The organism is Flavobacterium sp. TSSA_36, from assembly GCF_051547165.1.
In the GTDB taxonomy this organism is placed as follows: domain Bacteria; phylum Bacteroidota; class Bacteroidia; order Flavobacteriales; family Flavobacteriaceae; genus Flavobacterium.
Map to the genome: position 1 here is coordinate 915,998 of NZ_JBPTTP010000001.1, position 13,847 is coordinate 929,844.

Here is a 13,847-nt window from a genome sequence, read left to right on the forward strand (position 1 = left end):
TTGATATTGCAATACTACAAAAAGTTTTTTACAAAACAAGCGAACGTTCGCAAAAAATGAAAAAAATGTTTTTTGCGTATTTTAGTTTTTTAATTTATCTTTGATTTTATGAACGTAGAAAAGGATTATATTAAGTTGATTTTTGGGCTTAAACTCAAGCAGGCTCGCACAAGTAAGGATTTGTCATTGTTTGGACTCGCCAAGATTACGGAACTATCCAAATCGTATTTGAACGAGATCGAAAAAGGAAAAAAATATCCCAAAACCGATAAAATTATTCTGCTTGCGGATAAATTAGACGTGACTTATGATCATTTGGTCTCGCTAAAACTGGATAATAATTTGGCACCAATTGGAGAAATCCTTACTTCAGGAATTCTGAAAGAAATTCCATTAGAGTTATTCGGAATTCAAGAAGCCGATTTGATTGATATCATCGCCAATGCACCTGCTAAAGTCAATGCTTTTATTAGTACCATTATCGAAATCGCACAGCATTATAATTTATCTCGCGAAAGTTTCTTTTTGGCTTCCTTACGTTCGTATCAAGAAGCACACAACAACTATTTTGAAGAGTTAGAAGAAAAGGTGTTGTTGTTTTGCAAAGCTTTTCACGTAGATGTAACCACAAATGTTTCTATCGAGGAGCTCAAAGCTATTTTAATTGAAGAATACGGTTATACCATCAAAGAATTGGTGTTTTCTGAGCAAGAAGAAATGGGGGATTTACGCTCAATTTATGTGTCTACAAGCAAAACCTTATTGCTTTCGGACGAAATTGATGAAGGGCAAAAGGCTTTTGTTTTGGCCAAAGAAATCGCTTATAATTTTATGGAAATCAAAGAGCGTTTGTACACGTTCAGTTGGATTAAATTCGACAATTTTGACCAAGTTTTGAATAATTTTTATGCCTCTTATTTTGCAGGTGCGTTGTTGTTGCCTAGACAAAATCTGATTGATGAATTGAATTTGTTTTTGGCCAAAGAGAATCCAAAACCACAAGAAATGGTGCAATTGATGACGCAATTCAACGTCTCGCCAGAATCCTTCTATCAGCGATTGACGAATATTTTGCCGAAGGATTTCAATTTGAAAAACCTATTTTTCTTGCGTTTGTCTCACAAAATAGGCGCGGATACCTACCAAATCAAAAAGGAACTACATATTACCAACCAACAAGAACCGCACGCTAACGAAATGAACGAGCACTACTGCCGCAGATGGGTATCGATCAAAACTATCGAGCAATTGTTAGCACAAGGCAAGACGCATTTTTTTGATGCGCAAGTGTCACGTTACGAAAACAGCAGCAATGAATATTTAGTATTTTCCTCGGCTACTCCTGATCCGTTTAAGAAAGATTGTTTGCGAAGTATTTCGGTGGGAATTTTAATCACGCCATCAGTAAAGAAAAAGTTCAAATTCTTAGAAGGGGATGTGGTGCCCAAGCAATTGGTGGGCGTAACCTGCGAAACTTGTGCCGTGAAAGATTGCCAAGAACGCGCCTCCGAACCTATTCATCTCAATCAAAAAATACGCAACGAAAACACCGAAGCCATTGTTCAGAAATATATGGCGAAGTTTAGTTAAAATATAGTTTCGTGCTGCGTTAGAAGTTGTGTAGTATTTTATATACAGATTTCATTGATTTATTTAGGAATCAATGAAATCTGTTTTTTTTAATTTAGTATCTATTCCACCCATTTGTAATAACGAGCCCCTAATAAGTTGGGATTTTCGATTTCGATACGGTCCAAAATCCATTCGTTTTTTGGGATGCGAATGGGTTGTTTTTGTTCTTTTTTGTGGAGTTTCTCGTAGGTTTCAAAATCAATTGCGACGCTTTTTTCTAGCGTTTCAAATAGCGCTACAGGTTGTAATGCTTTTTTCCATTCGGCTTGAATCGTTCCTTCGAAAACTTTCGATTTTGAACCGCTTCCGTAGGCTAAAAAGCCCATTTTCTCGTTAGTAATTTCAGTATTGTTTTCTGAAAAATGCGCTAAAGTCGATAACAATCCCATAAAAATGGAACCCGTATATAGGTTTCCAATTAAAGAAGAAGCGATTTCTGCAGGTTGCAATTTTTGACTCACAAAATCTTGATAAGCTGGAGTTTTGCTGATTTCTTTGAGTTTGTTTTGGTATTCTTCTGGGGTTTCGTTTCCGGTAATAATTGCTTCGGTTGCATCTAAAGCATAAATTTCGGTCAACATACGTCGTCCTTGAAAGGCATACGGTAAGTGCATTACAATGCTTTTCCAGTTGTCGTAAATCGTTTCAGAAGTGTTTTTTTCTTTTTTGAACGCAAAGTAGGCGTCTTTGGTACGATCCATATAACACTGATTTGAATACTGTCCGTCAAACACCGGTTGGTCTTTGTGAATTTCAATTTCACCTTCTAAGTTATCAAACCATGCCTCGTTGTTGTTATTGCCTGTGATTTCTTGTTTTGAGATAGTTCTGTAAGGTTTAAAAAAGTCAAATACACCTTTCGTGCTAACGCCCCAATGATTCTCAAAAGCAATAATTTTTGGGTTGGCGGAGATTAGCATAGCTACGGCTCCTGCGCCTTGGGTGTATTCTCCGGTAGAGTTGAGGTCGTATTTAGCAAAATCGGTAGTCACAACAATGGCTTTTTTGGTGGGATTTAATTTTACAAAATCTAAGCAATTTTGAAGTGCATCCACACCTCCAATACAGGCAAAAGTAAAATCAACGGCATCGCAATGATTTAAGGTGTTTTCTCCAAATTTTTGCTCCATCAAGGCTACTAAAAAAGAGGCGATGGGTTTCGAACTATCAATAGCGCTTTCGGTTCCAACGTAAATTCTAGCAAGGTCTTCTAAAGCAATGTTTTGCTCTTGGATGAGTTTTGTCAAGGCATTGGCTCCAAAAACTACAGTATCTTGATGGGCATCGGCTAGCGTCATATTCGTCAATCCGAGTCCTTTTTGCAGTTTTGCGGGTTCTATATTTCTAGCTTCTGCTAAGGTTTGTATGGGTAAGTGTATTTTGGCTACGTCAAAAGAAAGGGCGTCAATTCCGATTTTCATAAATTTAAAATTTTGAAATGCAAAGGTAAAATGCCCACTTCCAAATGCAAGGGAATGAACTTAATATTCTCTTGTTAAAGTCTCTTTTTTTGAAAAATGCTAATTTATGGAGTTTTGTTGTTGAATCTGCAAAGTATTCCTGTTTTTTGCGCTCTGATTCTGATTATTTGTAAAGTCATTTGGATTTCTTTAAAGAATGTTTAAGTTAATTTATCGAAAATCCTTTAAAAAAAGATTTATGTTAAACACTTTAAAATCATTATAAATAAATATAAAAGGGTTGTGATTCCTTTTTAATTGCCTTATTTTTGTGTGGAATTTTTATTAATCAATATAAAAAAATATGGCACAAACTGCGTTGTTAAAGTCTTCTATTGCTAGAAAAGTGGCAATGGCCTTATCAGGACTTTTTTTAATTACTTTCTTGTCATTGCATTTTTTCATCAATATGGTATCTGTTTTTAGTGCAGATGCTTTTAATGCAATGTCTCACTTTATGGGATACAATCCTTTAATTCAATTTGTAATGCAACCCGTACTTATTGCAGGGGTAGTTTTTCACTTTGTAATGGGAATGGTCTTAGAACTTCAAAACAAAAAAGCTAGACCTATTAGCTACGTAAAGTACGATGGATCAGCTAACGCTTCTTGGGCTTCAAGAAACATGATTATTTCGGGATTAGTGGTTCTAGCATTTTTAGGATTGCATTTCTTTGATTTTTGGATTCACGAAATGACGTATAAATATGTTGAGTCAGGAGCAATCAATGAAACAAGATATTTTGAAGAATTGGTGGCTAAGTTTGAAAGCCCAGTTCGTACAGGTATCTATGTGGTAGCTTTTGTTTTATTGGCGATTCACTTATGGCATGGGTTTAGTTCTTCTTTCCAATCTGTTGGATTCAACAACAAATTCTCCGCTTCTATTCAAAAATTAGGATATGCATTTGCAATTGTGGTTCCTTTTGGATTCATATTTATTGCTTTATTTCATCATTTTAATCATTAATATCAATCAAAATGAAATTAGATTCTAAAATACCTGAAGGTCACATTTCTAAAAAATGGACCGATTATAAAGATCACTTACGATTAGTTGCTCCAAACAATCGCCCAAAAATTGATATTATCGTTGTGGGTACTGGCTTAGCTGGAGCTTCCGCAGCGGCTTCTTTTGCTGAAATGGGCTATAATGTGAAAGCATTTTGTTACCAAGATTCTCCTCGTCGTGCGCACTCTATTGCTGCTCAAGGAGGTATCAACGCTGCCAAAAATTACCAAAATGATGGTGATAGTACCTTCCGTTTGTTCTATGACACTATTAAAGGGGGTGATTACAGAGCACGTGAGGCTAACGTACACCGTTTAGCGGAAGTGTCTGGAAATATTATTGACCAATGTGTGGCTCAAGGTGTTCCTTTTGCTCGTGATTACGGTGGAATGTTAGATAACCGTTCTTTTGGTGGAACGCAAGTACAACGTACCTTTTATGCTGCAGGACAAACCGGGCAACAATTGTTATTAGGTGCTTATTCTGCATTATCGAGACAAATTGGTTTGGGTAAAATCGATATGTACAACCGTCACGAAATGTTAGAATTAGTGAAAGTGAACGGAAAAGCTCGTGGAATCATCGCTCGTAACTTGGTTACTGGAGAATTAGAAAGGCATTCTGCTCACGCGGTAATTATTGCAACAGGTGGATACGGAAATGTGTATTTCTTGTCTACGAATGCGATGGGTTCTAACGTAACAGCAGGATGGAAAATCCACAAACAAGGGGCTTTGTTTGCGAATCCTTGTTTTGTACAAATTCACCCAACTTGTATTCCTGTACATGGAACCAACCAATCGAAATTGACTTTGATGTCAGAATCATTGAGAAACTCTGGACGTATTTGGGTACCGAAGAAAAAAGAAGATGCTGAAGCGATTCGTGCAGGTAAAATGAAGCCAACACAAATTGCTGAAGAAGATAGAGATTATTATTTAGAAAGAAAATATCCTGCATTTGGTAACTTAGTGCCTCGTGACGTGGCTTCAAGAGCTGCAAAAGAAGTGTGTGATGCTGGTCACGGTATCGAAGCTAACGATACTAATGAAGGAGTGTACTTGGATTTCTCTTCAGAGATTCAATCCAAAGGAAAACAAGTAGCTTTCGCCAAAGGAAATCATAATCCTTCTCAAGAAGAGATTCTTTCTTTAGGTAAAAAATGGTTAGAAGAAAAATATGGTAACTTATTTACCATGTACCAAAAAATCACGGATGAGAATCCATACGAAACCCCTATGAAAATTTATCCTGCGGTACACTATACCATGGGAGGTGTTTGGGTAGATTACAACTTAGAGTCCACTATTCCAGGATGTTTCGTGGCTGGAGAAGCTAATTTCTCTGATCACGGAGCCAACCGTTTAGGAGCTTCTGCTTTGATGCAAGGTTTGGCAGATGGTTATTTTGTATTGCCTTATACCGTTTCTGATTATCTAGCCGATGACATTCGTACAGGTAGAATTTCTACAGATTTGCCAGAATTTGCTGCAGCTGAAAAAAGCGTGAAAGATTCGATTGATACATTCTTAAACAATAATGGAACAAAATCAGTAGATCATTTCCACAAACGTTTAGGTTTGATTATGTGGAATAAAGTAGGAATGGGACGTAATGAGAAAGGTTTGACTGAAGCTATTGCAGAAATCGCAGCTCTTAAAGCAGAATTCTACAAAGAAGTGTACGTTCCAGGAAGCGCGGATGAATTGAATCCTGAATTAGAAAAAGCATTGCGTGTAGCCGATTTTATCGAATTGGGTCAATTAATGGCAATCGACGGATTACAACGTTTAGAATCTTGTGGTGGTCACTTCCGTGAAGAGTACCAAGATGCTGAAGGTGAAACGCTTCGTGATGACGAGAACTTCAAGTTTGTTGGAGCTTGGGAGTACAAAGGCGATAACATCAGCGACGAAGTACTTCATAAAGAAGAATTGAAATACGAGTTTATTAAAATAGCCGCAAGAAATTATAAATAGTAATAGCGTTGTAATTAGCGGTTAGTAATAAGTAAACTAAAGGCTAATCACATTAAAAAAAAAAAACATGAGTGCAGCAAAAAATATTAATATAACCTTACAAATTTGGCGTCAAAAGAACGCTAAATCCAAAGGGAAAATGGAAACATACAAATTAAATGATGTTTCTACAGCGAGTTCATTTCTAGAAATGCTAGATCAATTGAATGAGCAATTAGTGAACGAAAGAAAAGAACCTGTGGCCTTTGATCACGATTGTCGCGAAGGAATTTGTGGCATGTGTTCTTTGTATATAAATGGTCGTGCTCACGGACCTGATACAGGAATCACGACTTGTCAATTACACATGAGAATGTTCAATGATGGCGATACTATCGTAATTGAGCCATGGAGAAGTGTGGCGTTTCCAGTAGTGAAAGATTTAGTGGTGGATCGTTCTTCCTTTGAAAGAATTCAACAAGCGGGAGGATTTGTTTCTGTAAATACTTCAGGTAATACTATCGATGCTAATACGCTTCCTGTACCTAAGGCTGATGCAGACAAAGCTTTTGAAGCTGCTGCTTGCATTGGATGTGGAGCATGTGTGGCTACTTGTAAAAATGGTTCAGCGATGTTGTTCGTTGGAGCTAAAGTATCACAATATGCATTGTTGCCACAAGGTAAAGTAGAGGCTACCAATCGTGTATTGAACATGGTGCGTCAAATGGACGAAGAAGGTTTTGGTAACTGTACCAATACCGGAGCTTGTGAAATTGAGTGCCCAAAAGGAATTTCCTTGGAGAATATTGCTCGTATGAATAGAGAATATTTATCAGCAAGTTTGGTGTAAATCAAATAGAATAAGTAGAAAGGCGCATTCATTCATTTGGATGCGTTTTTTTTTATTGTAATAATACGTAGCTAATCTCTTTTTAGATTTGTGTATCTTTACGTAATAGCGATTGATCAGAATGAAAATAGCCATCATACAAACTGCCTTAGTCTGGGAAAATCCAGCAGCGAATCGGAATTATTTTGAGGAGAAAATCAAAGCAATTACTGAGCCTATTGATTTAATTGTGCTTCCTGAAATGTTTACCTCTGGTTTTACGATGCATCCTAATTTAGTAGCTGAACCGATGGAAGGCGAAACAATGATATGGTTGCTACAGTTAGCTAAAACAAAAAATGCAGCCATCACTGGGAGTTTGGTTATCTCCGATGAGGGAAATTTCTATAACCGATTAGTATTTGTCTTTCCTTCAGGAGAAGTACAATTTTATGACAAAAGACATTTATTTACCTTAGCAGGCGAAGACAAAGTCTATACTGCCGGAAAATCAAAAACAATCATCGATTACCGCGGTTGGAAAATGTGTCCTCTGATTTGTTATGATTTGCGTTTTCCAGCTTTTTCACGAAATAGTGAAGAATACGATGTATTGCTTTATGTTGCGAATTGGCCCAATACGCGAATAAACGCCTGGGATACCTTACTCAAAGCACGAGCGATTGAAAATATGTGTTATACCATTGGGGTGAATAGAATAGGAGTAGATGCCAATCACCATATATACAACGGACATTCGCAAGTGCAAGATTATTTGGGTCGGGCTATTGTAGAACCACAAGAAGCTGACGGTGTTTTTATAGCTACTTTAGAAAAAAGTACCTTATTAGAAACCCGACAAAAACTAGGTTTTTTGAATGATAAAGATGATTTTGAAATCAAGTAAGCGATTAAGAATTCACTTTATTCCATCACCCGAATTACCGTTTTGGGATTTTTACAGCGTATACTTATCTTTTGAAAAATCCATTCGTTTCCTTTTTTGTTGGCTGTAAAGTCCATTTTTCCCTGCTTATGATTTCCTTTGATTCTAATGGTCGATTTAATAGAGTTATCGTTATTAGAATAAACAATATTGCCTTCCAAAATAGTTAATTTGTCGATGGCTTCAATAGTTCCGATTGTAGTTTTAACTTCCGAATTGGTATTGGCCATAACAATCGCTTTTTCAAAAACTGTAGTATCAGAATAGGCTTTGATAAATTGAGGTGCTTCCTTGTTTAAGAGGGAAATACTAGTGTAAAAAATCAAAAATAGGATTGCAATTGTAGTTGGAATTAGCCATTTCCAATTCCGTTTCGTCCAAGAATCATAATCAATTAGATCATTACTCATCTCTTCTATTTTCTCTTCTTATCCTTATCCTCTTTCTTTTTTGGCTCAGGCGTGTAAGGGATACTGAGGTCAAAAGTTTCGTTGTCGTTCCAATTTGCCCTGACATCTTTTATGACTTTCGAATAATAAATTACTTCTTCTGCTTGACGTTTTTCTAAGTAATTTCCACTATCCCATTTTCTGTTTTTGTTGTCATCATAGATAACTCTTAGGGTGTAATCTTTAGGCTCAAGGAAATTAAATTCAACTTTTGTGTTTTTTTCGGAGTAATCGTAAGCAAGTATTTCTCCTTTTTCATTCGTTAATTCAATAATTATTGGAAAACGTTTAACGTTTAGCAAATCAACAGTCAAATTCCCATAATCACTTTCACTTCGGGTTTCTAATTTATAGGTCAAGGTATCGTTTGATTTCCCAAAAAAATCCGTCAATGCTCCTGGTAATAACTGAATTTGATATTTTTCTGAAGTTTTTTTTGGAAAGTTTACAACTAATTTTTGATGGAATTCATCATAAGTAGGGGTAAATTCGGTGATTGTTGTTTTGCTATCTTTTATGAAAATTTTGCTCTTATCAATTGCAACTAACGGAGTTGAGGATTCTAACGTGAATTGCTCTCTCATGTTCAAAATTCCGGTCTGCACAGCATTGATGCTTAACGTATCTTTTTTTTGATTTTTGATTTTGAAACTAAAATCATTTTGATAGTGTTCTTTTTTGATGTTCAGTTGCAAGGAGTCGGCTTTGATGGGCTTAAACCAAACTTGTAAAGAATCCTTTTTTGGAAATTGGGTTACGATACTTTCTAGCATTTCGGTATTATTTTTCAGGCTAATTTTTGGCTTTGATTTCGAAAAATCTTGTGTGCCATCATAGCCTAGTATCAATCGATTTCCTGATGCTTGGTAGGGTTTGTAGGCCTTAAAAGGCAGTGTTTCTTTAAACAACTCAAGTTCATAAATGGTGTCATTTGGGATGGTTATGAACTGTTTATGAAACCCAATTTTATCAGTTTTGGGATTGAATTTATTGTTGTTATTACGGTCTTTCAAGGCTACCAAAAGGTATTTTCCTGCTTTTAGATTTTCTAAACGAAAGGTCTTTAAACTATCCAACGTATTGGTAATATACCTTGGCGGGCTCGTGTACACCACTGAATCTGTGAATTTTTCATTTACTTCATAGAGCATCACAGAAACAAACGATTCAACTTCTTTATCAAGTGCATCTTTTACCCTTCCGCCAAGGGCAAGCGAATCGATATAAGAGCCTGTTGAAAAAACATATTTGAATTGATTCAAAGGATTGCCTTCGTTATTATCGGTAATACTTTGTCCAAAATTAAAACTATAAGTAGTGTTAGGTTGAAGCGTATCTTTAATTTTGATAGTTAAGTACTTGGTTACCGTTGATGGGATAATCAAGGGTTCATTTTTCATGGGAGGAGAAATGATGAGTTGTTTTTCCACACCTTTTAATTTAACGTACTCATCAAAAGTAAGTTTGATTTCTTTTCCTTTGAAGTTTGTGCTATAATTTTCAGGGAAACTCATTTTCAGCGTTGGAGCTATCGTGTCCTTCATTCCGCCTGTAATACTTCCCTTTTTAGCGCAACTGATACAAAAGAAGAGAAAAAGCAATGAAATAAGGCGATAGTTAGCTGTTGGCATAATTGTTTGAATTAAGAACTACAAAATAACAATTATATTTACTGTAATTAAAATCTTTTTGAGAGATTTAATGACTTTAGAATTGCTAATTTTACCCTAAAAATGAATACTAATGAATAAAATTGAGCATATCGGAATAGCTGTTAAAGATTTAAAAGCCTCCAATTTACTTTTTGAGAAGTTATTTGGCGCCCCGGCTTACAAAGAAGAAGCAGTACTTTCTGAGGGAGTGAAAACCTCCTTTTTTCAAAATGGCCCTAATAAAATAGAATTATTAGAAGCTACGAATCCAGAAAGTCCTATTGCCAAATTCATTGAAAAAAAAGGTGAAGGGATTCATCATATCGCCTTTGATGTATCCGATATAGTGGCAGAAATCACAAGATTAGAAAAAGAAGGATTTGTGGTTTTAAATCCAATACCCAAGAAGGGTGCTGACAATAAACTAGTCGCTTTTCTACATCCCAAAACTACAAACGGTGTTTTAATCGAGTTGTGTCAGGAAATTAGATAGTTTTTTTAATTTCTATATTGCTTCATTATCAGCAGATTCCATTTGAGAGGCTTATGTATAATGATAAAAATCAAAATCCACGACTAAAATATTTGGTCTGAACAAAAAATAGTAGTAATATTGCACACTCTAAACCGGTCCTATAGCTCAGCTGGTTAGAGCACCTGACTCATAATCAGGTGGTCCCTGGTTCGAGCCCAGGTGGGACCACTTTTAAAATCAAGCCTTTACAGCAATGTAAGGGCTTTTTTGTAAAGTAAATTCCTGAAATTTGGAAAAGTGTACAGGAAGAATAGATTGATTTTGTAGCTTTTTTAAGGGAATAAGGTTTGGTTTGTAGCAAAGGTCTTACGTGGTTATCAGTAGGGGGTTTATTGGTAAAAAATCAAATAAATAATTTTTTTATACAATAAAATAGTAGTTATTTTGCGCAACAATTTCCAAATTAAAAGATTACTTGAAAAATACCAATAGAATACCATCTTACATTTTGACTCTTTTGCTTGTTTTGAGCAGTGGGGGTGTTTTGTTTGGTCAGCCTTCGGTTCCTACTCCTTCTGGTGGTGGGAGTCCGCCGCCGCCGCCTAGTTTGCCAATAGATGATTATAGTTTGGTACTAGTTTTTTTTTCAATTTTATTCGGTATTTATTTGCTACATTATAAAATAAAAACAGAAAAAACTCCAAGGTGACTTGGAGTTTTTTCTGTTTTTATTGTTGCTGATTATTTCAAAGAATGTAATCGAGCTACATACTTTCCGATGACATCAAATTCTAAATTAACCTTACTTCCTATTTTGAAGTATTGAAAGGTAGTATGTTCAAATGTATACGGGATGATAGCGACACTAAAGCTGTTTTTTTTTGAATTTACCACTGTTAAACTCACTCCGTTTACGGTTATGGAGCCTTTTTCAATGGTAATGTTGTTTAGTGTGGCGTCATAATCAAAGGTAAAAAGCCAACTACCGTTAGTTTCATGAATGGCAATACAAGTAGCGGTTTGGTCCACATGTCCTTGTACGATGTGACCATCTAAGCGGTCACCAAGTTTCATGGCTCTTTCTAGATTGATTTTGTCTGTAGTTTGCCAAGTTCCAATATTGGTTTTTTGGATAGTTTCGTTTATGGCGGTGACGGTATAGCTGTTTTGGCTTAGGGCTACCACTGTGAGGCAAATGCCATTATGAGCCACACTTTGGTCGACTTTGAGTTCGGAGGTGATGTTTGATGAAATCGTAAGATGTAAGTTGTCTTGCTCTCTTTTTATTTCTTCAACAGTGCCTAGGGTTTCGATAATTCCTGTAAACATTCTTGATTTTTTTTATTAAATTTGTACCTCAAAATTAGCAATAAAAAACGGGAGCTCATGAATAAAACGGCAGAAAATATAATTGTTGGAATTTCGATTGGAGATTTAAACGGTATTGGAAGCGAAGTGGTGTTGAAGACATTTGAGGATAGTCGAATGTTAGAATTTTGTACTCCTGTAATTTTTGCCAATGTAAAAATCGTTTCTTATTTAAAAAAAGGAATGGACTCGTCGGCTGCAATTCATGGAATTGATAAGCTAGACCAAATCGTAATAGGAAAAATTAACGTTTTTAATCTTTGGAGAGAAGGGGTTGATTTGAGTCCAGGTGCTAATGATGATAAGGTGGGTGAGTATGCTATCAAGTCTTTTGTGGCAGCTACAAAAGCGCTGAAAGAAGGAATTGTGGATGTTTTGGTGACGGCTCCTATTAATAAATATAATATTCATTCAGACCATTTTAAATTCCCAGGGCATACCGATTATTTGGCTCAAGAGTTAGAAGGAGACGCTTTGATGTTAATGGTGAATGACGATTTGAGAGTAGGTTTACTAACGGATCATGTGCCATTGAATGAAGTGGCTTCAAGTTTGACAGAAGAGTTGATAGTCAAGAAAATTGAAACGATAAAACAAACTCTGATTCGTGATTTTAGTATTAATAAGCCAAAAATAGCAGTGTTAGGTTTGAATCCGCATTGTGGAGATGGAGGCGTGATAGGTTCAGAAGATGATGTTTTGCTTAAGCCTACTTTGAAAAAAATATTTGAAAAGGGAACGTTAGTTTTTGGTCCTTTTTCTGCCGATAGTTTTTTTGGGAGCAATCAATATGAGAAATATGATGCTATTATCGCAGCCTATCATGACCAGGGATTAATTCCTTTTAAGACCCTATCGTTTGGCAGAGGAGTGAATTATACAGCGGGACTTGACAAAGTGCGAACCTCTCCCGATCATGGCACGGCGTATGATATTGCAGGAAAAAATCAGGCTGATTTTACTTCTTTCAAGGAGGCGGTCTATTTAGCGATAGATATCTATAAATCAAGATTGCAGTACGAGGAAGTAGTTTTGAATCCGTTAAAAACAAAGGAAAAATAGTTATAAACAAAAAAAGGTAAATAACATTATTAGATTTATAATAATTTTATATCTTTGCACCCCGATTCAAGTAATCACTTGGTGGGGAAAAATATTGATGCGATGAGTAAGAGAAAAGAATTCATAATTCCATTTGTGGGATTGAAGCTAGGAAAACATCAATTTGAATACCAGATCAATTCATCGTTCTTTGAGATCTTTGACTTTAATGAGTTTGAAAAATCGGCCATCAAAGTAAAAGTGGTTTTAGAAAAAAAAGCCAATTTATTAGAGCTTGATTTTAAGCACAAAGGAACCGTTCAAGTACCTTGTGATCAAACAGGAGAAGAATTTGATTTGCCTATAAAAGGTAAAATTAAATTAATTGTACGTTTTGGTGAAACGTTCAATAATGATAATGAAGAGCTATTGATTTTGCCTTATGGTGAATTTGAAATAGATATCGCGCAATATATTTATGAAATGATTGTGCTTTCAGTGCCTTTAAGACGCGTGCATCCTGGCGTAAAAGATGGAACTTTGCAAACAGAAACTTTAGAAAAACTAAAGAATTTGACCGCAAGTAAAGAAGTGAAAGAAAAGAATACAGAACAAGTAAGTAAAGACAATATTGACCCAAGATGGGACAAATTAAAGCAACTATTAACGGATAAATAATATAGTAAAATGGCACATCCTAAAAGAAAAATCTCGAAAACAAGAAGAGATAAAAGAAGAACACATTACAAAGCAACTGTAGCTCAAATCGCTACTTGTCCTATTACAGGAGAAGCACATTTGTACCACAGAGCTTACTGGCATGAAGGTAAAATGTATTACAGAGGGCAAGTAGTTATAGATAAATCTGTAGCGGTTGCTTAATATATTTTTAAAAAACAATAATTGAACTCTCACTTTGTGGGAGTTTTTTTTATTGTTTTTTATTTTTTTAAATAAGAAATTCCAAAACCATAGTTTTAGAATAAATTTTGTAATTTTCGAGTCTTTTAAATAAAAAAAATCAA

The 13,847-nt window shown here is 35.6% G+C and carries 13 protein-coding genes and 1 tRNA gene; 10 read left to right on the forward strand and 4 right to left on the reverse strand.

Features of this window, described 5'->3' with window-relative positions:
* The first annotated feature begins 108 nt into the window (after positions 1-108).
* Positions 109-1,590 (forward strand): helix-turn-helix domain-containing protein, encoded by a 1,482-nt coding sequence (locus tag ACSVH7_RS03880; protein ID WP_438065369.1) that lies wholly within the window; start codon positions 109-111, stop codon positions 1,588-1,590.
* Positions 1,591-1,691: 101 nt separating this feature from the next.
* Here ACSVH7_RS03880 and ACSVH7_RS03885 read toward each other — a convergent pair whose 3' ends face one another.
* Positions 1,692-3,053, reverse strand: coding sequence for a hydroxymethylglutaryl-CoA synthase family protein (locus tag ACSVH7_RS03885; protein ID WP_438065370.1), 1,362 nt, complete (start codon positions 3,051-3,053; stop codon positions 1,692-1,694).
* A gap of 343 nt (positions 3,054-3,396) precedes the next feature.
* Between ACSVH7_RS03885 and ACSVH7_RS03890 the strand changes: the two genes are divergently transcribed.
* The 4 genes from ACSVH7_RS03890 (at position 3,397) to ACSVH7_RS03905 (ending at position 7,798) form a co-directional block, all read left to right on the forward strand.
* Positions 3,397-4,062, forward strand: a complete 666-nt coding sequence (locus ACSVH7_RS03890; protein WP_438065371.1) for a succinate dehydrogenase cytochrome b subunit — start codon at positions 3,397-3,399, stop codon at positions 4,060-4,062.
* A gap of 11 nt (positions 4,063-4,073) precedes the next feature.
* Positions 4,074-6,083, forward strand: coding sequence for a fumarate reductase/succinate dehydrogenase flavoprotein subunit (locus ACSVH7_RS03895; protein WP_438065372.1), 2,010 nt, complete (start codon positions 4,074-4,076; stop codon positions 6,081-6,083).
* A gap of 67 nt (positions 6,084-6,150) precedes the next feature.
* Positions 6,151-6,912 carry a succinate dehydrogenase/fumarate reductase iron-sulfur subunit gene (locus tag ACSVH7_RS03900; protein ID WP_438065373.1) on the forward strand — a complete coding sequence of 254 codons (762 nt, stop codon included), beginning with the start codon at positions 6,151-6,153 and terminating at the stop codon, positions 6,910-6,912.
* Positions 6,913-7,033: 121 nt separating this feature from the next.
* On the forward strand, positions 7,034-7,798 hold the full coding sequence (locus tag ACSVH7_RS03905; protein ID WP_438065374.1) for an amidohydrolase: 765 nt from the start codon (positions 7,034-7,036) through the stop codon (positions 7,796-7,798).
* A 17-nt stretch (positions 7,799-7,815) separates the two neighbouring features.
* Here ACSVH7_RS03905 and ACSVH7_RS03910 read toward each other — a convergent pair whose 3' ends face one another.
* Together ACSVH7_RS03910 and ACSVH7_RS03915 are read right to left on the reverse strand one after the other, a co-directional pair.
* Positions 7,816-8,247 carry a cytochrome c oxidase assembly factor Coa1 family protein gene (locus ACSVH7_RS03910; RefSeq protein ID WP_438065375.1) on the reverse strand — a complete coding sequence of 144 codons (432 nt, stop codon included), beginning with the start codon at positions 8,245-8,247 and terminating at the stop codon, positions 7,816-7,818.
* A 5-nt stretch (positions 8,248-8,252) separates the two neighbouring features.
* The gene (locus ACSVH7_RS03915) at positions 8,253-9,917 is read right to left on the reverse strand and encodes an Ig-like domain-containing protein (RefSeq protein ID WP_438065376.1); all 1,665 of its coding nucleotides are present in this window, start codon (positions 9,915-9,917) and stop codon (positions 8,253-8,255) included.
* Positions 9,918-10,029: 112 nt separating this feature from the next.
* On the opposite strand from ACSVH7_RS03915, the gene mce reads away from it, so the two are divergent.
* Positions 10,030-10,431 (forward strand): methylmalonyl-CoA epimerase, encoded by a 402-nt coding sequence (gene mce / locus ACSVH7_RS03920; RefSeq protein WP_438065377.1) that lies wholly within the window; start codon positions 10,030-10,032, stop codon positions 10,429-10,431.
* Positions 10,432-10,567: 136 nt separating this feature from the next.
* A tRNA-Ile gene (locus ACSVH7_RS03925) sits at positions 10,568-10,641 on the forward strand.
* 513 nt (positions 10,642-11,154) lie between these two features.
* Here the strand turns inward: ACSVH7_RS03925 and ACSVH7_RS03930 are convergent.
* Positions 11,155-11,742: a riboflavin synthase gene (locus tag ACSVH7_RS03930; protein WP_438065378.1), complete on the reverse strand. Its 588-nt coding sequence runs from the start codon at positions 11,740-11,742 to the stop codon at positions 11,155-11,157.
* A 57-nt stretch (positions 11,743-11,799) separates the two neighbouring features.
* Between ACSVH7_RS03930 and pdxA the strand changes: the two genes are divergently transcribed.
* The 3 genes from pdxA to rpmF all read left to right on the forward strand — a co-directional run bounded on the left by pdxA (position 11,800) and on the right by rpmF (position 13,704).
* Complete coding sequence (pdxA, locus tag ACSVH7_RS03935; RefSeq protein ID WP_438065379.1) at positions 11,800-12,843, forward strand: 4-hydroxythreonine-4-phosphate dehydrogenase PdxA; 1,044 nt, start codon at positions 11,800-11,802, stop codon at positions 12,841-12,843.
* A gap of 102 nt (positions 12,844-12,945) precedes the next feature.
* Positions 12,946-13,500: a YceD family protein gene (locus tag ACSVH7_RS03940; protein WP_438065380.1), complete on the forward strand. Its 555-nt coding sequence runs from the start codon at positions 12,946-12,948 to the stop codon at positions 13,498-13,500.
* 9 nt (positions 13,501-13,509) lie between these two features.
* Positions 13,510-13,704 (forward strand): 50S ribosomal protein L32, encoded by a 195-nt coding sequence (rpmF, locus tag ACSVH7_RS03945; protein WP_007137315.1) that lies wholly within the window; start codon positions 13,510-13,512, stop codon positions 13,702-13,704.
* The last annotated feature ends 143 nt before the right edge of the window (positions 13,705-13,847 follow it).